17 protein-coding genes and 1 pseudogene are annotated in these 20,468 nt (G+C 71.4%); 12 read left to right on the plus strand and 6 right to left on the minus strand.

Annotated elements, in window-relative coordinates; genetic code table 11:
* The first annotated feature begins 85 nt into the window (after positions 1–85).
* Positions 86–1,120 (plus strand): ATP-binding cassette domain-containing protein, encoded by a 1,035-nt coding sequence (locus tag QF037_RS37540; RefSeq protein ID WP_307033046.1) that lies wholly within the window; start codon positions 86–88, stop codon positions 1,118–1,120.
* A complete protein-coding gene (locus QF037_RS37545; RefSeq protein WP_307033048.1) occupies positions 1,117–1,893 on the plus strand; it encodes an ABC transporter permease in 777 nt (258 codons plus the stop codon). The genes QF037_RS37540 and QF037_RS37545 overlap by 4 nt, the downstream gene beginning before the upstream one ends.
* 54 nt (positions 1,894–1,947) lie before the next feature.
* Here QF037_RS37545 and QF037_RS37550 read toward each other — a convergent pair whose 3' ends face one another.
* Together QF037_RS37550 and QF037_RS37555 are read right to left on the minus strand one after the other, a co-directional pair.
* Entirely contained in the window at positions 1,948–2,787 is an 840-nt protein-coding gene (locus QF037_RS37550) for a siderophore-interacting protein (protein ID WP_307033051.1), read from the minus strand.
* Between the two features lie 147 nt (positions 2,788–2,934).
* Positions 2,935–3,864, minus strand: a complete 930-nt coding sequence (locus tag QF037_RS37555) for a 5'-3' exonuclease (protein WP_307037562.1) — start codon at positions 3,862–3,864, stop codon at positions 2,935–2,937.
* A gap of 157 nt (positions 3,865–4,021) precedes the next feature.
* On the opposite strand from QF037_RS37555, the gene QF037_RS37560 reads away from it, so the two are divergent.
* From QF037_RS37560 to QF037_RS37575, 4 genes are all read left to right on the plus strand, one after another.
* On the plus strand, positions 4,022–5,110 hold the full coding sequence (locus QF037_RS37560) for a quaternary amine ABC transporter ATP-binding protein (RefSeq protein ID WP_307033053.1): 1,089 nt from the start codon (positions 4,022–4,024) through the stop codon (positions 5,108–5,110).
* Complete coding sequence (locus tag QF037_RS37565; protein WP_307033055.1) at positions 5,103–7,709, plus strand: ABC transporter permease/substrate binding protein; 2,607 nt, start codon at positions 5,103–5,105, stop codon at positions 7,707–7,709. Before QF037_RS37560 ends, QF037_RS37565 begins: the two co-directional genes overlap by 8 nt.
* 374 nt (positions 7,710–8,083) lie before the next feature.
* Positions 8,084–8,653, plus strand: coding sequence for a helix-turn-helix domain-containing protein (locus tag QF037_RS37570; RefSeq protein ID WP_307033057.1), 570 nt, complete (start codon positions 8,084–8,086; stop codon positions 8,651–8,653).
* 25 nt (positions 8,654–8,678) lie between these two features.
* On the plus strand, positions 8,679–9,398 hold the full coding sequence (locus QF037_RS37575; RefSeq protein WP_307033059.1) for a helical backbone metal receptor: 720 nt from the start codon (positions 8,679–8,681) through the stop codon (positions 9,396–9,398).
* Here the strand turns inward: QF037_RS37575 and QF037_RS37580 are convergent.
* Positions 9,346–10,485, minus strand: coding sequence for a TDT family transporter (locus QF037_RS37580; protein WP_307033061.1), 1,140 nt, complete (start codon positions 10,483–10,485; stop codon positions 9,346–9,348). The genes QF037_RS37575 and QF037_RS37580 overlap by 53 nt on opposite strands.
* 70 nt (positions 10,486–10,555) lie before the next feature.
* Between QF037_RS37580 and QF037_RS37585 the strand changes: the two genes are divergently transcribed.
* A complete protein-coding gene (locus QF037_RS37585) occupies positions 10,556–11,485 on the plus strand; it encodes a LysR family transcriptional regulator (protein WP_307033063.1) in 930 nt (309 codons plus the stop codon).
* 60 nt (positions 11,486–11,545) lie between these two features.
* Positions 11,546–12,493, plus strand: coding sequence for a phosphotransferase (locus QF037_RS37590; protein WP_307033065.1), 948 nt, complete (start codon positions 11,546–11,548; stop codon positions 12,491–12,493).
* 7 nt (positions 12,494–12,500) lie between these two features.
* Here the strand turns inward: QF037_RS37590 and QF037_RS37595 are convergent, their stop codons facing one another.
* Positions 12,501–13,187, minus strand: coding sequence for a gamma-glutamyl-gamma-aminobutyrate hydrolase family protein (locus QF037_RS37595; protein ID WP_307033067.1), 687 nt, complete (start codon positions 13,185–13,187; stop codon positions 12,501–12,503).
* A gap of 91 nt (positions 13,188–13,278) precedes the next feature.
* Positions 13,279–14,013, minus strand: a complete 735-nt coding sequence (locus tag QF037_RS37600; protein ID WP_307033069.1) for a FadR/GntR family transcriptional regulator — start codon at positions 14,011–14,013, stop codon at positions 13,279–13,281.
* Between the two features lie 95 nt (positions 14,014–14,108).
* Here QF037_RS37600 and QF037_RS37605 point away from each other — a divergent pair, with 95 nt between their 5' ends.
* The 4 genes and pseudogenes from QF037_RS37605 (at position 14,109) to QF037_RS37620 (ending at position 18,594) form a co-directional block, all read left to right on the plus strand.
* Complete coding sequence (locus QF037_RS37605) at positions 14,109–15,467, plus strand: glutamine synthetase family protein (protein WP_307033071.1); 1,359 nt, start codon at positions 14,109–14,111, stop codon at positions 15,465–15,467.
* An 8-nt stretch (positions 15,468–15,475) separates the two neighbouring features.
* Positions 15,476–16,849, plus strand: a complete 1,374-nt coding sequence (locus QF037_RS37610; RefSeq protein ID WP_307033073.1) for an aldehyde dehydrogenase family protein — start codon at positions 15,476–15,478, stop codon at positions 16,847–16,849.
* Complete coding sequence (locus QF037_RS37615) at positions 16,846–17,628, plus strand: 3-oxoacyl-ACP reductase (protein WP_307033075.1); 783 nt, start codon at positions 16,846–16,848, stop codon at positions 17,626–17,628. Before QF037_RS37610 ends, QF037_RS37615 begins: the two co-directional genes overlap by 4 nt.
* A 43-nt stretch (positions 17,629–17,671) precedes the next feature.
* Positions 17,672–18,594, plus strand: a pseudogene (locus tag QF037_RS37620) (DUF2510 domain-containing protein).
* Position 18,595: 1 nt separating this feature from the next.
* Here the strand turns inward: QF037_RS37620 and QF037_RS37625 are convergent.
* Positions 18,596–19,798: an amino acid deaminase/aldolase gene (locus QF037_RS37625; protein ID WP_307033077.1), complete on the minus strand. Its 1,203-nt coding sequence runs from the start codon at positions 19,796–19,798 to the stop codon at positions 18,596–18,598.
* Positions 19,799–20,468: the final 670 nt, after the last annotated feature.

Here is a 20,468-nt window from a genome sequence, read left to right on the forward strand (position 1 = left end):
GCGATCGAGGTGCGGCACACCCAGGATAGCCCGGTGCTCCTCACGCGGATCAGCTGTCATCCGCTCACCCAGGAGAGCACCTGTCATGAACACTCGTGCGCCCGCAGTCGAGGCGCGTCAGCTGATCAAGGCCTACCCGGGCGGTGTCACCGCCCTCAACGGCATGGACATCACCGTCGAACCCGGCACCGTCTTCGGCCTTCTCGGCCCCAACGGCGCCGGCAAGTCCACCACCGTCAAGATCCTCACCACCCTGGCCCGCCCCGACTCCGGCACGGCCACCGTCGCCGGTCACGACGTACTGCGCCACCCGGACCGGGTGCGCCGCGCGATCGGTGTGGTCGCGCAGAACTCCGGCGCCGACCCCGGGGCCACCGGCCGCGAGAACCTCCGACTGCAGGGCAGGCTCTACGGGTTGAGGGGGACCGGCCTCGACAGGCGCGTCGCCGAACTCCTGGACCGCTTCACCCTCGCCGACGCCGCGGACCGCCGGGTCAAGGGCTACTCCGGCGGTATGCGGCGCCGCCTCGACGTCGCCCTCGGTCTGGTGCACCAACCCGAGGTGCTCTTCCTCGACGAGCCCACCACCGGTCTCGACCCCCAGGCCCGCGGCGCGATGTGGGACGAGATCGGCCGGCTCTCCGGCGAGGAGGGACTGACCATCCTGCTCACCACGCACTATCTCGAAGAGGCCGACCGGCTCGCCGAGCGCGTCGCCATCGTCGACCGCGGCCGGGTCGTGGTCGAGGGCACCCCGGACTCCCTCAAGGGTGAACTCCGCGGCGACGCCGTCCACATGGAGCTCCGCTCCGGTGTCGGCGAAGCCGGTCGTACGCTGCTCAGGAGCGCCCTCGACGGACTGCCGGGCGTGCACGAGGTCCTGGTCGACGGGCGCCGGGTCAGTGTCCGCGCCGACGACGGAGCGGCGGCGGTGCCCGCCCTCCTGGGCGCACTCGAGCGCGCCGGAGTCGGTGTCGCCGCCGCGACCGTGGCCCGCCCCTCGCTCGACGACGTGTACCTGCGGTACACCGGCCGCCGCTATTCCGAGGCCGAGGAAGCGGGGGAGGCCGGGGAAGGCGGCCGGACCGACGGCCTCGCCCTCGCGGGAGGTGCCCGATGAGCACCGCCGTCTCCCAGACCTGGTACATGACACAGCGTCAACTCATGGTGTTCGTACGCCAGCCCGCGTACGCGGTCATCACCCTGATCCAGCCGGTGATCTGGCTGTTCCTGTTCGGCAGTCTGTTCCGCGAGGTCGTCGAGCTCGGCGGCTTCGGCACCACCTCGTACCTCGACTACCTCGTCCCCGGCGTGGTCGTGATGAGCGCGCTGAGCTCCAACATGTGGGCCGGGATGACCACGCTCGACGAGATCCAGCGCGGCACCCTGGACCGCTTTCTGACCACCCCGGTCAGCCGGGCCGCGCTGATGAACGGCAACGTCGTCAACAACGGCCTGGTCACCGCCGCGCAGTCGGTGATCATCGTGCTGCTCGGGCTGCTGGGCGGGGCGGACTACCCGGGCGGGATCGTCGGGATCGCGGTCCTGGTGCTCGCCTCGGTGCTGCTGGGCACGGTCTTCGGGGCGCTGTCCAACGCGCTCGGCATGCTGGTGCGGGAGCGGGAGTCGATCATCGGGATCAACACGTTCCTGCTGCTGCCGCTGACGTTCCTGTCCTCCGCCTTCATGGCGCCCGCCCAGATGCCCGGGTGGATGCAGCATGTCGCCGACGTCAACCCGCTCGACTGGGCGATGGTGGCGGGGCGTTCGGCGCTGTCCGGGAACCCCGACTGGGGTGATGTGCTGATCCGGGGCGGTGGGCTGCTGGCGCTGGCGGTGGCGGCGGTGTGGCTGTCGATCCGGACGTTCCGGTCGTACCAGCGGTCCGTGTAGCCGTGTGGGAGGGCGCCGCTGCGCCCTCCCACACTTCGTATCCGTCCAAGGGGACTAGGCGGGCGTGGCCTCCTGCTCCGCCTCGATCCGCGCGTTCCAGTCCCGCTTCGAGGCCTGCCAGCCGTCCTCGTTGTGGCCGAGCCGCCAGTACCCGGAGATCGACAGGTCCTCGCGGGCGATCTCGCGCTCGACGCGCAGCAGGTGCCGCAGCTGCTTCACGCAGTGCGCCTCGCCGTGGACGAAGGCGTGCACGCGGCCCTCCGGGAAGTCCAGCGCCCGCACGGCCTCGGTCAGCGCCTCGCCGACCGGCCGGTCCCCGCGGTGCAGCCAGACGACCTCCACATCGGAGTCGATCTTCTGCTCCTCCTCGGGCCCGGAGACCTCGATGAAGGCGTACGCCGTGACGCCGTCGGGCAGCACCTCCAGGGAGCGGGCGATCGCGGGCAGCGCGCTCTCGTCCCCGGCGAACAGATGCCAGTCGGCGGTCGGATCAGGGGTATAGGCGCCGCCCGGGCCGTTGAACCGCACGGTCTCGCCCGGCTGCACGCTCGCCGCCCAGGGGCCGGCGAGGCCCTCGTCGCCGTGGATCACGAAGTCCAGGGTCAGCTCACGGTGTTCGGCATCCCAGTGGCGCACGGTGTACGTCCGCGTCACCGGCCACTGCTCGCGCGGGAACTCCTCGCGGATGCGCTCCATGTCGAAGGGCTCCGGGTAGGTCGCACCCCCGGCCGGGAACAGCAGCTTCACATAGTGGTCGGAGCAGGTGTCCGCCGCGAAGTCGGCGAGCCCCTCCCCTCCGAGCACCACCCGGTGCATGTGGGGGGTCAGCCGCTCGGTGCGGACGACCTGAGCGGAATACGGCTTCCGCGGCTTGCGTCCCGGTCGTTCTGCCATGGCGGCCTCCCTGCTTTTCGCTTAGGCTTACCTAAGTTAGCATTTCCCCTCTACTTAACACCCCTTGTACGAGGGCAAGATCAAGCCATTGTGGAGAGTGTGGATCCCTCCTGAAGAGAATCGCATTCACTTGGCAGAGAGCGTGATTTACGGGGCCAGGGTCGTCAGCAGTCGCTGAAGCGACCCGCCCAGCCCCCAGCGCGCCGCCAGCCGCTCCACCGCCGCCGGATCACGCGGCCCGCGCGGCACCACCGTGTCGACGACCGGCAGCGGGACGTCGTCCGCCACCCGCACGACCTTGGGCGCCACCGCGACATAGGGCCGCGACTCGTCCAGCCGCTTGCGCTGCGACGGCGTGAGCTTGGCCTTCGGGTCGTCGACCGCCGCCATGATCCCGGCGACATCGCCGAACTCGGCCAGCAGCTTGGCGGCCGTCTTCTCCCCGATGCCGGGCACCCCCGGCAGACCGTCGCTCGGGTCGCCGCGCAGCAGCGCCAGATCCGCGTACCCCGGCCCGTCGACCCCATACTTCTCGCGCAGCCACGCCTCGTCCGTGAGCTGGAGGGTGCCCACGCCCTTGAGCGGGTACAGCACCCGCACCCCGCGCGCGTCGTCCACCAGCTGGTACAGATCGCGGTCGCCGGTGACGATGTCCACCGGGCCCTTCGCCCGCGCGGTGAAGGTGCCGATCACATCGTCCGCCTCGTACCCCGCGACGCCCACGCGCGCGATGCCGAGCGCGTCCAGGACCTCCTCGATGACCGGGACCTGCGGCGACAGCGTGTCCGGCACCTCCTCCTCGTCCGGCCCCGCCGCCCGCTCCTCGGCGACGCGGTGCGCCTTGTAGGAGGGGATCAGATCGACCCGCCACTGAGGACGCCAGTCGGCGTCCATGCAGGCCACCAGCTCATCGGGGCGGTGGTCCCTGACCAGGCGGTCGATGAATTCCAGCAGGCCGCGCACGGCGTTCACCGGCGTGCCGTCCGGGGCCTTCACGGACTCCGGGACGCCGAAGTAGGCGCGGAAGTAGAGGGAGGCGGTGTCGAGGAGCATGAGTCGTCCGGTCACGCCTCGCATCATGCCGTACGCCGCCGACAGTCACCGGTCCTCAGCGTTGTGAAGCCGCTACGGCGATCCCACGGAATGGTTGTGAACTGAACCACTTCGGCGTTTGCCCTGGTCGGTCGAGGGCAGGCGCCGCCACTGACCCCCGCCCCCGAGTCAAGAGGTACGCGTGTCAGCCAGCCTAGAGGCCGAACATCTCTACAAGGTGTTCGGCAGACGACCGAGTGAGGCAGTCGAGAGACTGCGCGATGGAGCCGACCGGGAGGAGTTGCGCGCCGACGGCAGCACCGCCGCGGTCGTCGACGCCTCCTTCACCGTGGAGCCCGGCCAGATCTTCGTCGTCATGGGCCTGTCGGGATCCGGCAAGTCCACCTTGCTGCGCATGCTCAACGGCCTCCTCGAGCCCACTGCCGGACACGTCCGCTTCGACGGCCAGGACCTGACCGCGCTCGGCGACCGCGAGCTGCGCGCGGTCCGGGCGAGGAAGATCAGCATGGTCTTCCAGCACTTCGCGCTCTTCCCGCACCGCAGCGTCCTGGAGAACGCCGCCTACGGCCTCGCCGTACAGGGCGTCCCCCGCGCCGAGCGCGAGAAGCGCGCCACCGAGGCCCTGGCCCTGTGCGGTCTGGCCGGCTGGGAGAAGTCCTGGCCCGACGAGCTGTCCGGCGGTATGCAGCAGCGCGTCGGTCTGGCCCGCGCGCTGGCCACCGACGCCGACCTGCTCCTGATGGACGAGTCCTTCAGCGCGCTGGACCCGCTGATCCGCCGCGACATGCAGGACCAGCTCCTGGAGCTCCAGAAGACCCTGAAGAAGACCATCGTCTTCATCACCCACGACCTCAACGAGGCCATGCGCCTGGGCGACCGCATCGCCGTCATGCGCGACGGCCGTATCGTCCAGATCGGCAGCGCGGAGGACATCCTCGTCCGGCCCGCCGACGACTACGTGGCCTCCTTCACCCAGGACGTCGACCGCTCGCGGGTCCTGACCGCGGGCGCCGTCATGGACCCGGACGTCGTCGGTGACGAGGTCGGCTGCCGCTGCGAGACCGCGACACCGGACACCCCCTTCACCGAACTCTGCGCGATCAGCGCCCGGCTGACGCACCCCGTCGCCGTCCTCGACAAGACGGGCGAACTCGTCGGCCGCGTCCCGAGACAACGCCTGGTCGCGTTCCTCGGCGACGAGCAGTCCGACCCGGTGGCCTGCGACTCGCCCCGGGACAAGGGCGGCGACAAGGCGGTGGCCCGTGCCTAGGATCCCGCTCGGCGACTGGGTCAACGACGCGGTCGACTGGCTGCTCGGCCACATGGCCTGGCTCTTCGACTTCCTCAAGACCGTCTTCACCGGCACCTACGACGGTATCGACGCCGTCCTCCAGGCGCCCCAGCCCCTGCTCCTCGCGGGCATCTTCGCCGTCATCGCCTTCTGGCTGCGCGGCACCACGGCCGGCGTCCTCACCTTCGCGGGCTTCGCCTTCATCGACTCCCTCGAACTGTGGGACGACGCGATGGTGACCCTCTCACTGGTCCTCGTCGCCACGATCATCGCCCTGGTGATCTCCGTGCCCGTCGGCATCTGGGCGGCCCGCTCCGACCGGGCCAGCGGACTGGTCAGGCCGGTCCTGGACTTCATGCAGACGCTGCCCGCGATGATCTACCTGATCCCGGCGATCCTCTTCTTCGGCACCGGCGCCTCCGCGGGCATCGTCGCCACCCTGATCTTCGCGCTCGCCCCCGGCGTGCGCATGACCGAGCTGGGCATCCGCCAGGTCGACAAGGAACTGGTCGAGGCGGCCGAGGCGTTCGGCACGACTCCCAGGGACACCCTCCTGCGGGTCCAGCTCCCGCTCGCCCTGCCCACTGTCATGGCCGGCGTCAACCAGGTCATCATGCTCGGCCTGTCCATGGCCGCGATCGCCGGCATGGTCGGCACCGGCGGCCTCGGCGGACGCGTCAACGAGGCCATCGGCCAGCTCGACGTGGGCCTCGGGTCCGAGGCGGGTGTCGCCATCGTGGTCCTCGCGATCTACCTCGACCGCATGACCGGCGCCCTGGGCTCCCAGGTCTCCCCGCTGGGCCGCCGCGCCGCCGCCAGGGCGCGTGCCGCACAGGGGCTGAAGATCTGGTCGTACCGTCCCCGTCCGCAGGTCGCCGTCATCGGCGTGGTGGTCCTCGCCCTCGTCGCGGGCGGCATGGGGATGTTCGGCGGCAAGGACGACAGCGCCGCCCCGGTCGGCGAGAACGTCGGCCAGGGCAAGAAGGTCAGCATCGGCTACATCCCCTGGGACGAGGGCGTCGCCTCCACCTTCCTCTGGAAGGAGCTGCTGGAGGAACGCGGCTTCGAGGTGGACGCCAAGCAGCTCGACGCCGGCCCGCTCTACACCTCCCTGGCCTCCGGCAACGTCGACTTCCAGACCGACGCCTGGCTGCCGACCACCCACGCCGAGTACTGGAAGAAGTACGGCGACCGGCTGGACGACCTGGGCTCCTGGTACGGCCCGACCTCCCTGGAGCTGAGCGTCCCCTCGTACATGAAGGGCATCGACTCCCTGGAGGACCTCAAGGGCAGGTCCGCCGAGTTCGGCGGGAAGATCACCGGCATCGAGTCCAGCGCCGGAATGATGGGTCTGCTCAAGAGCAAGGTCCTCAAGGACTACGGCCTCGACAAGGAGTACAAGGTCGTCGACAGCTCCACGCCGGCGATGCTGGCCGAGCTGAAACGGGCGTACAGCAAGCAGGAACCGGTCGTCGTCACGCTCTGGTCGCCGCACTGGGCGTACAGCGACTACAAGCTGAAGAAGCTCAAGGACCCCAAGGGTGCCTGGGGCAAGGGCGACGGTGTGCACACGGTGGCCCGCAAGGGCTTCGCCGACGACAACCCGGTCGTCGCGAAGTGGCTGAAGAACTTCAGGATGAGCGAGAAGCAGCTCACCGGTTTGGAAGCCGAGATCAACAAGGCGGGCAAGGGCAAGCAGCAGGACGCCGTACGCGCCTGGCTGAAGGCCGACCCGGGTGTGCTCGACAAGCTCGCACCCGTCGCGGACACCGCCGCCCCCGCCGAGGCGAAGCGGCCCGTCGACGTGGCCTGGTTCCCCTGGGACGAGGACATCGCCGTCACCTACCTCTGGAAGAACGTCCTGGAGCGGCGCGGCTACCGGCTGAACCTGAAGCAGATGGACGTCGGCCCGGTCTACACGGGCCTCGCCTCCGGGGACCTCGATCTCAACTTCGACGCCTGGCTGCCGTACGCGCAGGCGAACTACTGGGACAAGAACAAGGACAGACTCGCCGACCTCGGCACCTGGTACGAGCCGACCTCGCTGGAGGTCGCGGTCCCCTCGTACGTCAAGGGCGTGACGTCGTACGAGGATCTCCAGGGCAAGGCCGACCTCTTCGACGGGAGGATCATCGGCATCGAACCGGGCACCGGCGAGATGAACCTCCTCAAGAAGAAGGTCCTGCCCGGCTACGGCCTGGACAAGGAGTACGACCTCGTCGACGGCTCCACGCCCGCGATGCTGGCCGAGCTCAAGCGCGCGTACGCCAAGAAGCAGCCCGTGGCCGTCGTGCTCTGGTCGCCGCACTGGGCGTACAGCCAGTACGACCTGACCAAGCTGAAGGACGACAAGAAGCTCTTCGGCGAGGGCAACACGATCCGGACCATCGCCAACGAGAAGTTCCCGGCGCAGTACCCGCAGCTCACCAAGTGGATCAAGAACTTCCGGATGAGCGAGGACGAGCTCGGCACCCTGGAGGCCGAGATCAACCAGCGGGGCCAGGGCCACGAGGAAGAGGCCGTCGCCGCCTGGCTGAAGGAGCACCCGGACGTGGCGGAGCGGATGACACCGCGGTAGCCGCCCTTTCGAAGCCGCCCGGGGGGCGGGCTCCCCACGTGACCTGACGGCGTGTGGCGAGGCCCGCCCCTCGGGCATGTCCGGGGCCCGCGCATCCGTACGTCGTCCATGAAAAGGATCCGGACAACCACAAAGAGCTACGCCGCCCCCTGAGCCTCATCGGGCGCTCGTGGTCAGCCGGTTCGTCCTGACGGCGCAAACCCCGCACGGAGCGGGTGGAGAGCTGATCTACTGGCCGGAGTTGGCGAGATGGACCGCACGGGGTTTACGGCAATGTGACGGGCGCGTGAAACGGTTTGCCGAACATGCGTAGGGTGCAGACAACTCCTCAGAGAGCGTGAACGGACCGACGAGCGAAGGAGGGAGCCGGAGCGATGGGCGACCACAAAGAACAACCCTTGCGGGTGGGCGCGGCCGTCAGGCGGCGACGCCGTGCGCTGGAGCTCACCCTCGCCGTCGTGGCCGAACGCAGCGGCCTGTCGGTGCCCTTCCTCAGCCAGATCGAGAACGAGCGGGCGCGGCCCAGCCAGAGCTCCCTGGAGAAGGTGGCCGACGCCCTGCGCACCACCGCCGTGGAACTCCTCGCCGCCGCCGACCCGGCGTGCAGCGTCGACGTCGTCCGCTTTGACGACGCCGAGCCGGAGTGCCGGACCCGGGTGCGTTCCCTGGTGCGCGGCCACCACCAGATGCACGCCCAGGAGTTCACCGGTGACCATGACGCCGGGCGTGAATTCCAGTTCCGCAACGACCAGTTGATGTACGTCGCCGACGGCGCGGTGGAGATCGAGGCGGAGGGGCGGGCGTACCGGCTCGGCCGCGCCGACACGCTCTACCTCACCGGCGGGGTCCGGCACCGGTGGCGGGCGACCGTGCCCGAGACCCGGGTCGTGGTCGTCGCGGTGGCCGAACACATCGAGGCGGTCCGGGACCGGCCACGCACGTGAGGGCCCCGCACGAGAGGGCCGCACCGTGAGGGTCGTCTCCCTCGTCCCGTCCCTGACGGAGGCGGTCGCCCGGTCCGTCCCCGGCGTCCTGGTCGGCGCCACCGACTGGTGCACCCACCCGGCGGACCTCGACGTCGTGCGCGTGGGCGGCACCAAGAACCCCGAGACCGACCGAGTCCTCGCCCTCGCCCCCGACCTGGTGATCGCCAACGAGGAGGAGAACCGGGAGCCGGACCTCGCCGTTCTGCGCGAGGCGGGCGTCGAGGTCCTGGTGACCGAGGTGAGGGACGTCCCGCAGGCCTTCCGGGAACTGGCACGGGTCCTTGAGGCGTGCGGTGCGCCGGGACGGCCGCGCTGGCTGGACGAGGCGGAGCGGACGTGGTCGGCCCTGCCGGAACCGGGGTCCGCCATGACGGCGGTGGTCCCGGTCTGGCGCCGCCCCTGGATGGTGCTGGGGCGCGACACCTTCGCCGGCGATGTGCTGGCGCGTCTGGGCGTGGACCATGTGTACGCGACGCACCCCGAGCGCTATCCGCGGATCCCGGTCGACGACCTGAACGCGGCCGCACCGGACGTCGTCGTCCTCCCGGACGAGCCCTACCGCTTCACCGCGCACGACGGCCCGGAGGCGTTCCCGGGACTGCCCTGCGCCCTCGTCAGCGGCCGGCACCTCACCTGGTACGGCCCCTCCCTCAGCGAAGCGCCACGGCTGCTGACGCGGGCCCTGCGAGCAGCGCACCGCTGAGCAGCCCGCGCGCGGTGTGCAGGGCGGCGACAGTCCAGGCGGCGACGAGAACGACGTACAGCACGACCGCGAGCCACTGGAAGGCGAGCAGCCCGGTGTGCCGGGCCAGCCCCTCCGCCCCGGTGACACAGGTGCCGACCGGGAAGGTGAAGGCCCACCACGTCATCGCGAACCCCATGCCCTCCCGCCGGGCGCGCAGCACGTGCGCGGTGGCGAGCGCGAACCACAGCAGCGCGAACCCCATGACCGGCACGCCGTAGAGCACGGCGAGGACGCCGAAGCCGCCGCTGTAGGGCGTCGGTACGACACCGGGCGCGATGTCCGCGAAATGGTTGACGGCGGTGGTGGACTGCCCGAGCGGGCCCAGCACCAGGAACAGGGTCGGGGCGAGGGCGAGGGGCAGCGGACCGCCGGTGATGAGCCGTCCGAAGACCAGCGGCAGCATGAGCAGGGTCGCGAGCAGGCTGATCCCGAACAGGGCCACGCACGCGAGCAGCAGGGTCTCCCGCGCCTGCCCGGCCGGGAGATGGGGCACGAGCAGCGGCCCGAGCGCGGCCGACACCATGGGCGCGACGAGCGGCAGCAGCCACACGGGAGTGGCTTGTGACGGCTCGATGCGATGGCGTACGGCCATGAGGTACGGGACGGCGACGGCGGCGGTGAGTCCGATGGCCGTGCCGGCGGTGAAGAGCACGGCGTCGAGAGCGACCGCGGCTCGGGTGCCGATCCAGTCGGAGCCGACGGTGAGGGCGCCGCCGCCGACGGCGAGGAGGGCCATGGAGAGGCAGCCGTAGAAGGGCGCCATGGCCGGGTCGAGGAGATGGGCGCGGGCCTGGTCCCGATGGTGGGTCCAGTGCAGGGCGCGGGCGCAGAGCAGGACGGCGAGGAGAGCGAGGGAGAGCGCCCAGACGCCGGTGAGGGCGGTGCGCAGACCGGGAACGGAGACCGGCAGTCCGGCTCCGGCGGTGGCGACGATGGCGGTGCCCATGACGGTGGCGTACCAGTTGGGTCCGAGGTGACGGACGGCGATGGCACGCGGGGGTCGTGCGGTGGCACGGGGCAGAAGGGGGTGGGCTGCGGTGACCATGATTCGACGATCGCGTGAGAGTGCGGCTGCCACCAGGGACGACGTGTCTATGAGGGCATAAACTGCATTTATGAGCAGTGAGCGGGAGGGCTCTCCCTCGACCCCCGGTGGCATGCTGGCGCACCGCGTCCCCGACCTGGGGGCGCTGGAGCTGCTGCTGGCGGTGGCCAGGCTCGGCAGCCTGGGTGCGGCGGCGCGGGAGACCGGCATCACCCAGCCGGCGGCCAGCAGCCGCATTCGCTCGATGGAACGTCAGCTGGGGGTGGCGCTGGTGGACCGCTCACCGCGCGGCTCCCGTCTCACGGACGCGGGCGCGCTGGTGACGGACTGGGCGCGGCGGATCGTGGAGGCCGCGGAGGCGTTCGACGTGGGGGCGCAGGCGTTGCGGGACCGGCGGGACTCGCGGCTGCGGGTCGCGGCGAGCATGACGATCGCGGAGTATCTGCTGCCGGGCTGGCTGTTGGCGCTGCGCGCCCAGCGTCCGGACACGGCGGTGTCCTTGCTGGCCGGCAACTCGGCGGCGGTGGCCGCCCGGCTGCTCTCGGACGAGGCCGACCTGGGGTTCGTGGAGGGCCTGAACGTACCGACGGGCCTCGACTCGGTCGTGATCGCCCACGACCACCTGATCGTGGTGACCGCCCCGGCCCACCCCTGGGCCCGCCGCCGACGGCCCCTGGCGGCGGACGAACTGGCGGTGACACCCTTGATCCTGCGGGAGAAGGGCTCGGGGACGCGGCAGGTCCTGGACGCGGCACTGGGCGGTCTGGCGCGCCCGTTGATCGAGCTGTCGTCCACCACCGCGGTGAAGGCGGCAGCCGTCAGCGGCGCCGGGCCGGCGGTACTGAGCGAACTGGCGGTGGGCGAGGAACTGGCGATGCGCCGCCTCGTGCGGGTACCGGTGGAAGGAGTCTCCCTGGCACGGGACTTGAGAGCGGTGTGGCCGACGGGACACCGCCCGGTGGGACCGGCCAGGGAACTGCTGTCGCTGACGCGGGGGTAGGGGCCGCGGCGGCGAAAAACTCCTGGCCCGCCACCACGGCCGACCCGCACCATGCCGTACATGCCACCCACCGCCCCACCCGCAGCAGGCGCCCGCACTCCGTGGGAAGAGCTCCCACCCCGGGTCCGCGCCGCCGTGGCCGACATCCTCGGTGAACCCGTCACCCACGCCACCACCCAGCCCGGCGGCTTCTCCCCGGGCGCCGCGGCACGCATCCGCACCGCCCGGGGTCGCCGTGCCTTCGTCAAGGCCGTCAGCGCGGAGACCAACGCCACAGGCCCCGTGTTCCACCGCCGAGAGGCCCGCTACGCCGCCGCCCTGCCACCCGCCGTCCCCGCACCCCGCCTCCTCGGCACCTACGACGATGGCACCTGGGTGGCTCTGGTCTTCGAGGACGTGCCAGGCCGCCAGCCCCACGTCCCCTGGCGGCAGCCGGAGTTGAGACGTGTCCTCGACGCGGTGACAGACCTCGCCCGGACTCTCACCCCGTCGCCGGTGCGCGACGCGCCCCCCGCCTCCGAGTCCGCCATCGGCACGTTCAGCGGCTGGCGGCGACTCATGGAGGAGACACCCCCGGACCTCGACGCCTGGACCGCCGCCCACCTCCCGTACCTCGCCGAGCTGGCCGACCCCTGGCCCGAGGCCGTCGCCGGCGACACCCTCGCCCACGGCGACCTCCGCGCCGACAACATGCTGCTCACCGACGACAGCCGCGTCGTCTTCGTCGACTGGCCGCACGTCGTCCGCGGTGCCCCATGGCTCGACCTGCTCCTCATGCTCCCGTGCGTCAGAGCCCAGGGGGGTCCCGATCCGCAGGAGCTCTTCACCGCGCACCCACTGGGCCGCGACGCCGAGCCGGACGCCGTCACCGTCGCCCTCGCCGGTCTCGCCGGCTACTTCGTCCACCAGTCGCTGCAGCCCCCGCCGCCGGGCATCCCGACCGTCCGCGCCTTCCAGCACGCGCAGGGTGAAGCGGCGTCGGCATGGCTGCGAGGCCGGATCCGGTAGACCCGGCTCAGGCTCCCGCCGCCTGCACCAAGCCCCGTACCACTCGCAGATCCTCACCCATCTCCGGATGCCACTGCACTCCCAACACCCAGTCGGAGGAGGGGAGTTCGACGGCTTCCACCGTTCCGTCCGGCGCGTGCGCCGATTCCAGGAGGCCGGTGCCCAGGCGGTCCACGGCCTGGTGGTGGTAGGTGGGTACGGATGTCTCCTCCGGGACGACACCGGCGTACAGCGTCCCCGGCACCGGTTTCACGGTGTGCCACCCGAAGGCACCGACCACCTCCGCGTGCCCCTCGATGTGCTGGACGAGGGTGCCGCCGACGGCGACGTTCAGCAGCTGCATGCCCCGGCAGATCCCGAGCAGGGGGATGCCCGCGGCGAGGGCGGCGTCGATGAGGGCGAGCTCCCAGGCGTCGCGCTCCGGTGCCGGCGGCCCGGTACGGGGCTCGCGCTCGGCGCCGTAGTGCACCGGATCGACGTCCGGGCCGCCCGCGATCACCAGCCCGTCGAGACGCGCCACGGCCTCGGCGGCATGCCCGGGCGCGTCCGGCGGCAGCATCGCGGCCAGCCCGCCCGCCCGCTGCACGAGCCGCGGATACCCGACGGGCAGCAGCGCCGCCGCCAGCTCCCAGACGCCCCAGCGTGCCCCGGCCTCCAGATACGTACTGATGCCGATCAGCGGTCTGCCCGCCATGCGCCCTCCCGGTCCGGCAAAGGATTGTTTCCATACCTTTGTCGAGAGACGCCCGCGAAGGCAAGACTCCCGGGCCGCCCGGAGGCCGCCGTCACGCCAGGAACCCCCTGAGCAGGGCCGCCGTCCCCCCGCAGTGCTCCCGCATCATCTCCCGCGCCCCGTCCGCGTCCCCGTCCAGCACCGCCTCCACCAGCGCGGTGTGCTGGCGTTGGGAGTGTTCGAGGTTGCGGACGAGGAGCGGGATGCAGTCCAGCAGATCGTTCACCGTGGCCCGGACCGCCGCGTACTGCGCGGTCAGCGACGGTGAGCCGCACAGCTCGGCCAGCGTCAGGTGCAGCATCGTGTCCAGGCGCCGGTAGTCCGCCAGCGGAGCGTCCTGCGTGCGGGCCAGCGCCTCGCGCAGCCGTTCCGCCTGGTCGTCCGCGAGCCCGTGCGCCGCGCACAGACCCGCCGCCCCCACCTCCAGCACCTCGCGGAACCGCAGCACGTCCTCGATGTCGACCGCGGAGATCCGCCGCCGCAGCTCGTCCTCACCGCCGGCGTCCGACTTCCGCAGCACGAACGTCCCGCCGTACCGCCCGCGCCGCGACTCCACCAGCCCCTGGTCCTGGAGCACCTTCAACACCTCGCGCAGCGTCACCCGGCTGATCCCGAGCCGCTCCGCCAGCTCCCGCTCAGCCGGCAGCCGCTCACCCCCCGGCACCAGACCGAGCCGTACGACCTGCAGGATCTGCTCCAATGCCTCCTCGAAGCCGTTGCCCGCCCGTACCGGCCGCAGCACCGGCGTCAACCGGTCCTCCAGGTCGTCCTCCGGATCCAGCGACATCCCGTCGTACCCCCTTCCCAAGCAATGGTTCTCCGCAATACCTTATGGCTTCCGGCCCGGCCGAAAAAAGCGCAGAAGCCCGAAGGAGCCCTCCCGTGGCAGAACGCACACCCCCGCTGAGCGTCGAGGAGCTGCACGTCCTCGTCGCCGGCGGTGAGATCGACACTGTCGTCCTGGCCTTCCCCGACATGCAAGGGCGGCTCCAGGGCAAGAGGTTCGCCGCCCGCTTCTTCCTCGACGAGGTGCTCCACCACGGCACCGAGGGCTGCAACTACCTCCTCGCCGTCGACACCGAGATGAACACCGTCGAGGGCTACGCCATGTCCTCCTGGGACCGCGGCTACGGCGACTTCGCCATGCACCCCGACCTGTCCACCCTGCGCCGCGTCCCCTGGAACGCCGGTACGGCCATGCTCATCGCCGACCTCGCCTGGGACAACGGCTCACCCGTGGTCGCCGCCCCGCGCCAGATCCTCCGCCGCCAGCTGGAACGCCTCGCCGAGCTCGGCTACACCGCCATGGTCGGCACCGAGCTGGAGTTCATCGTCTTCAAGGACACCTACGAACAGGCCTGGGACGCGGGCTACCAAGGGCTCACCCCGGCGAACCAGTACAACATCGACTACTCGGTGCTCGGTACCGGCCGCATCGAGCCTCTGCTCCGCCGTATCCGCAACGACATGACCGGCGCCGGCCTCGTCGTCGAGTCCGCCAAGGGCGAGTGCAACCCGGGCCAGCACGAGATCGTGTTCAAGTACGACGAGGCCGTGGTCACCTGCGACCAGCACGCCATCTACAAGACCGGCACCAAGGAGATCGCCGCCCAGGAGGGCGTCTCGATCACCTTCATGGCCAAGTACAACGAGCGCGAGGGCAACTCCTGCCACATCCACCTCTCGCTCACGGACACGGCCGGCAACAACGTCATGGCCGACAACGGCGGTATGTCCGAGGTCATGCGGCACTTCCTCGCCGGACAGCTGGCCGCCCTGCGGGACTTCTCCCTGCTCTACGCCCCCAACATCAACTCGTACAAGAGGTTCCAGCCCGGCTCCTTCGCCCCGACCGCCGTCGCCTGGGGCCACGACAACCGCACCTGCGCTCTGCGCGTCGTCGGCCACGGCCGCTCGATGCGCTTCGAGAACCGGCTGCCCGGCGGCGACGTCAACCCCCACCTCGCGGTCGCCGGACTGGTGGCGGCGGGCCTGTACGGCATCGAGCAGAAGTTGGAACTGCCCGAGGCCTGCACCGGCAACGCCTACACCGCCGACTACGCGCACGTCCCCACCACACTGCGTGAGGCCGCCGAGCTCTGGGAGAACAGCCCCATCGCCAAGGCCGCCTTCGGCGACGAGGTCGTGGCCCACTACCGCAACATGGCACGCGTCGAACTGGACGCCTTCGACGCCGCGGTGACCGACTGGGAGCTGCGCCGCTCCTTCGAACGCATGTGAGGCATCTCTTGTCGCAACCGTACGAACTGGACGTCCTCAACCCCGCGACGGAGGAGGTCATCGCCACCGTTCCGGGCGCCGTCGAGCAGGACGTCGACGCCGCCGTCCACCGGGCCGACCGGGCCCAGCGCGCATGGGCGGCCCTCGCGCCCGCCGACCGGGCCAGGCTGCTGCGCCGCTTCGCCGCCGTCGTCGACGAACACGTTGAGGAACTGGCGCGGTTGGAGGTGCGCGAGGCCGGCCACACCATCGGCAACGCCCGCTGGGAGGCCGGCAACGTCCGTGACCTCCTCGACTACGCCGCCGGCGGAGTGGAGCGGCTCGCGGGCCGGCAGATCCCCGTGCCCGGCGGCCTCGACGTCACCCTCCTGGAACCACTGGGCGTCGTCGCGGTGATCGCGCCCTGGAACTTCCCCATGCCGATCGCGGCCTGGGGCACCGCCCCGGCCCTCGCGGCGGGCAACGCCGTGATCCTCAAGCCCGCCGAGACCACCCCGCTGACCGCGCTGCGCCTCGCCGAACTCGCCCTGGAGGCCGGGCTCCCGGAACACCTCTTCCAGGTCCTGCCGGGCCGCGGCGACATCGCGGGCGACTCCCTCGTACGGCACCCTGGCGTCGCCAAGATCGTCTTCACCGGCTCCACGCGGGTCGGCAAGCGCGTCATGGCCCTCTGCGCCGACCAGGTCAAGCCGGTCACCCTCGAACTCGGCGGCAAGAGCCCGAACATCGTCTTCGCCGACGCCGATCTCAAGACCGCCGTCGACCCCTTCTCCTTCCTCGACAACTCCGGCCAGGACTGCTGCGCCCGCACCCGCATCCTGGTCCAGGAGTCCGTGTACGACGAGGTCCGCGAGCTGCTGGCCGACGCGCTGGCCGCCGTCGTCGTGGGCGACCCGGCCGACGAGAAGACCCAGATGGGGCCGCTGATCTCCCGTCAGCAGCTGGACCGCGTACGGTCGTTCGTGCCGGACGACGCCCAGGCCCTGCGCGGCAGCGCCCCCGAAGGGCCCGGCTTCTGGTTCGCGCCGACCGTCCTCACGGGGGAACGGCACGACTCCGACGCGGCCCGGGAGGAGATCTTCGGACCCGTGGCCGTACTCCTGCCCTTCACCGACGAGCAGGACGCGATCCGGCTCGCCAACGACACCCCGTACGGCCTCTCCGGCTCCATCTGGACCCGGGACGTCGGCCGCGCGCTCCGTGTCTCCCAGGCGGTCCGGGCCGGCAACCTGTCCGTCAACTCCCACTCCAGCGTCCGCTACTGGACGCCCTTCGGCGGCTACAAGCAGTCCGGCGTGGGCCGGGAGCTCGGACCGGACGCCCTGGCTGCCTTCACCGAAACCAAGAACGTCTTCATCAGTACGGAGGGCCCGACACAGTGACCGAAGAGATTGTCTGCCGACGCCTGGTAGGCCGTACCGCCGTCATCACCGGGGCCGGCAGCGGCATCGGTCTCGCCACCGCCCGCCGGCTCGCCTCCGAGGGCGCGCACGTGGTCTGCGGCGACGTCGACGAGCAGCGCGGCAAGGCGGCCGCCGAGGACGTCGGCGGGATCTTCGTGAAGGTCGACGTCACCGACCCCGAGCAGGTCGAGGCGCTGTTCAAGACGGCGTACGACACCTACGGCAGCGTCGACATCGCCTTCAACAACGCGGGCATCTCCCCGCCCGACGACGACTCCATCCTGGAGACCGGCCTCGAGGCCTGGAAGCGCGTCCAGGAGGTCAACCTGACCTCCGTCTACCTGTGCTGCAAGGCCGCGATCCCCTATATGCGGCGGCAGGGCAAGGGCTCCATCATCAACACGGCGTCCTTCGTGGCGAGGATGGGCGCGGCCACGTCCCAGATCTCCTACACCGCGTCCAAGGGCGGTGTCCTGGCCATGTCCCGTGAACTGGGCGTGCAGTTCGCACGGGAGGGCATCCGCGTGAACGCCCTCTGCCCCGGCCCCGTCAACACCCCCCTCCTTCAGGAACTGTTCGCCAAGGACCCCGAGCGCGCCGCCCGCCGACTCGTCCACATCCCGCTCGGCCGCTTCGCCGAGGCCGAGGAGATCGCCGCCGCCGTCGCCTTCCTGGCCAGCGACGACTCCTCGTTCGTGAACGCCAGCGACTTCCTCGTCGACGGCGGAATCTCGGGGGCTTACGTCACACCGCTCTAGGCCTGCGGCCCAGGCCCTGTCGGCCTAGAGTGCCGGGATGAGCATGACGCCCCCGCCCGGCTGGTACCGCGACCCCAGTCATCCGCAGCTGGAACGCTGGTGGGACGGCACGGCCTGGACCGAGCACCGGCGCGAGCCCGCACCCGTGGGCCCGCCGCCGGTGCCTGCGGTGCCGGGGCGGCCGCCGGGCGGCGAGGCCCCGGGGCGCGCGAAGGCCATCGCCCTCGCCACGGCCGGGGCGGTCCTGGTCGCGGCGATCGTGACGGAAGCGTTCGTCCTGCGGGACGACGAGGGCGCCGAGGACAGCACGACGGTGACCGAGTCCATCACCCCCACCTTCGCACCGACGAGCCGGACGCCCACGCCCACGCCGTCGGAGTCCACCAGCGAGCCCTCCGCCGACGACCCGGCCGTCGTCGAGGACCAGCTCAACGGCATCACCGTGCCGCTGCTCGACGGCTGGGTGCGACCGCAGTACATCGCCGACAAAGACGTCCTCATGTCCACCGACGGCACCTACGACTGCCCCGGCGACCACGGACTGTGCCGGCACGGTCTCGTCATCTCGCGCACGGTGACCTCGAACGACGAGACTTCCCCCGAGGCCCTCGCCAAGGCCGACATTTCCGACGCGGCCGACGACGCCTACGACCGCGACCTCGTCGGCAGGCGGCCCTTCGGCGGCATCGCGTCGCACGAGGTCGTGAAGTCCGGTCCGGTCGCCGTGGCGGGCCGTGCCGGGTACTTCGTCCGCTGGCGCGTCAAGACGGCCAAGGGGCCCGGCGGTTACGTCCAGTCCCTCGCCTTCCAGTCCAGCGTCGGCACCGAGTCGTCGTGCGCTTCGTCTTCGACGCCGGCGAGGACGGGCCGCCGCTCGCCGACATGGACCGGATCACCAAGGGCATCCGGTCCAGCGGCGACGCGAACGGCGGCGGCGTGGGCAGCAGCATCGGCCCGACGGACTGACCTACAGGAACGTCCGGCCCTCGCCCCGATAGGTCGGGACGGTCGAGGTGACGGTGTCGCCCTCGATCAGATGCAGCACGTCGAACCGCTCGCACAGCTCCCCGGCCTTCGCGTGCCGGAACCACACCTTGTCCCCGAGGAGGAGATCGTCGGCGGGGGAGCCGAGCAGCGGCGTCTGCACCTCGCCGGGCCCCTCCTGAGGGTCGTACTTCAGCCCCTCGGGCAGACAGGGCACCGGGAGCCGGTCGGGCCCGGGCGCGCCGGAGGCCGGATAGCCGCCCCCGAGCACCGTGACGACACCGACGCCGGGCCGCCGCACGACGGGCTGGGCGAAGAGCGCGGCCGGACGCCCGCTGAACGACGTGTAGTTGTCGAAGAGCCGCGGCACATACAGCCCCGACCCGGCCCCGATCTCCGTGACGGCGTCCTCGGCGGCGGTGGTCTGGACGCTGCCGGTACCGCCGCCGTTCACGAACTCCAGGTCGGGCACGACGGACCGGACGGCACGCACCACCGCCGCCCGCCGCTCGGCGAGCTCCTTGCGGGCGGTGGCCTGCATCAGCCGCACGGCACGGGACCGGAACGGATGCCCGGCGACGGAGTCGCCCACACCGGCGATATGACCCTCGTACGCCATGATCCCGACGACCTTGAACCCGGGCCGCCGGACGATCGCGCGGGCGAGGTCGGCGACCTGGGCGGGGGAGTGCAGCGGGGAGCGGCGGGCGCCCACCCGCACCCGGCCGCCGAGGAGCTTGAGGGAGGTGTCCAACTCCAGGCAGACGCGGACGACTTCACCTCCGCCGTCCCGGGAGCGGTCGATGAGGTCGAGCTGTGCGACGTCGTCGACCATGACGGCCACGGCGGCGGCGAGCTTGGGGTCCGAGGTCAGCTCGGCGTACCCGGTGCTGTCGGCGGAGGGGTAGGCGAGCAGGATGTCGTCGAAGCCGGAGCGGGCCAGCCACAGGGATTCGGCCAGGGTGAAGGACATGAGGCCCGCGAAACCGTCCTTGGCGAGGACGCGTTCGAGCAGCGCCCGGCACCGCACGGACTTGCTGGCCACACGGATCGGCTTCCCGCCGGCCCGGCGGACGAGATCGTCCGCGTTCGCGTCGAAGGCGTCCAGATCCACGATCGCCAAAGGAGCGTCGAGGTGAGCGGTGGCCCGGTCGTACCGGGCCCGGTCGGCGGCGCGCGCAGTCATGAACGAAGCCTGCCAGACAGGATTACCGCAGGGTAGGGGGACGTTCCGGGCTAAAGCCTCGGGCTCGTGGACTGGTTCCCGTCCGGCCGGGGACAACCCGTAGAGTGACGCGCACGCATGTGAGGACGGCAGGGGCCCGAGTCAGGGGATGCCGGTCCGTCCGTGCGGGTATGCGTGCCCGGGCGGGCCTGTTCGCACCGGGCACCACGACGGACCCGGGCACAAGGGAAACGGGGGGCGCATGAGCACGGAAGCGCGGCACGCCTCCATCCCTCCGCGCCCCACGGCACCCCCACGCCCCACGACCCCTCCGAAGACGGACTCCGAGGCCACGGACCGCGAGGCGCCCGGGCGCACCCCGGGCACCACCGAGGCACGGCCACCGGCCCAAGCATCGGGTGCGGGAGCGCGTACGGTGCCCGCGAGCGGCGCGGCTTCGCCCCGGCGCGGCGAGACCGCGGAACCGGCCCGTGATACCTCCCTGGACACGCCTCCCCGCTTCCCCCGCCTGCGCGCCCCGTCCTCCGGCGACCCCGCCCCCTCGACCCCGCCCCCGCCGAGGGCTTCCGCACGCTTCCCGGACACGCCCCCGGCCCCCGGCCAGGACAGCCCCGGAACCCCCGCGACACCCCCGCGCCGCAACGCCACACCCCCGGAAACGTCCTTCGAG

Source organism: Streptomyces canus, assembly GCF_030815415.1.
Lineage (GTDB): Bacteria > Actinomycetota > Actinomycetes > Streptomycetales > Streptomycetaceae > Streptomyces > Streptomyces canus_F.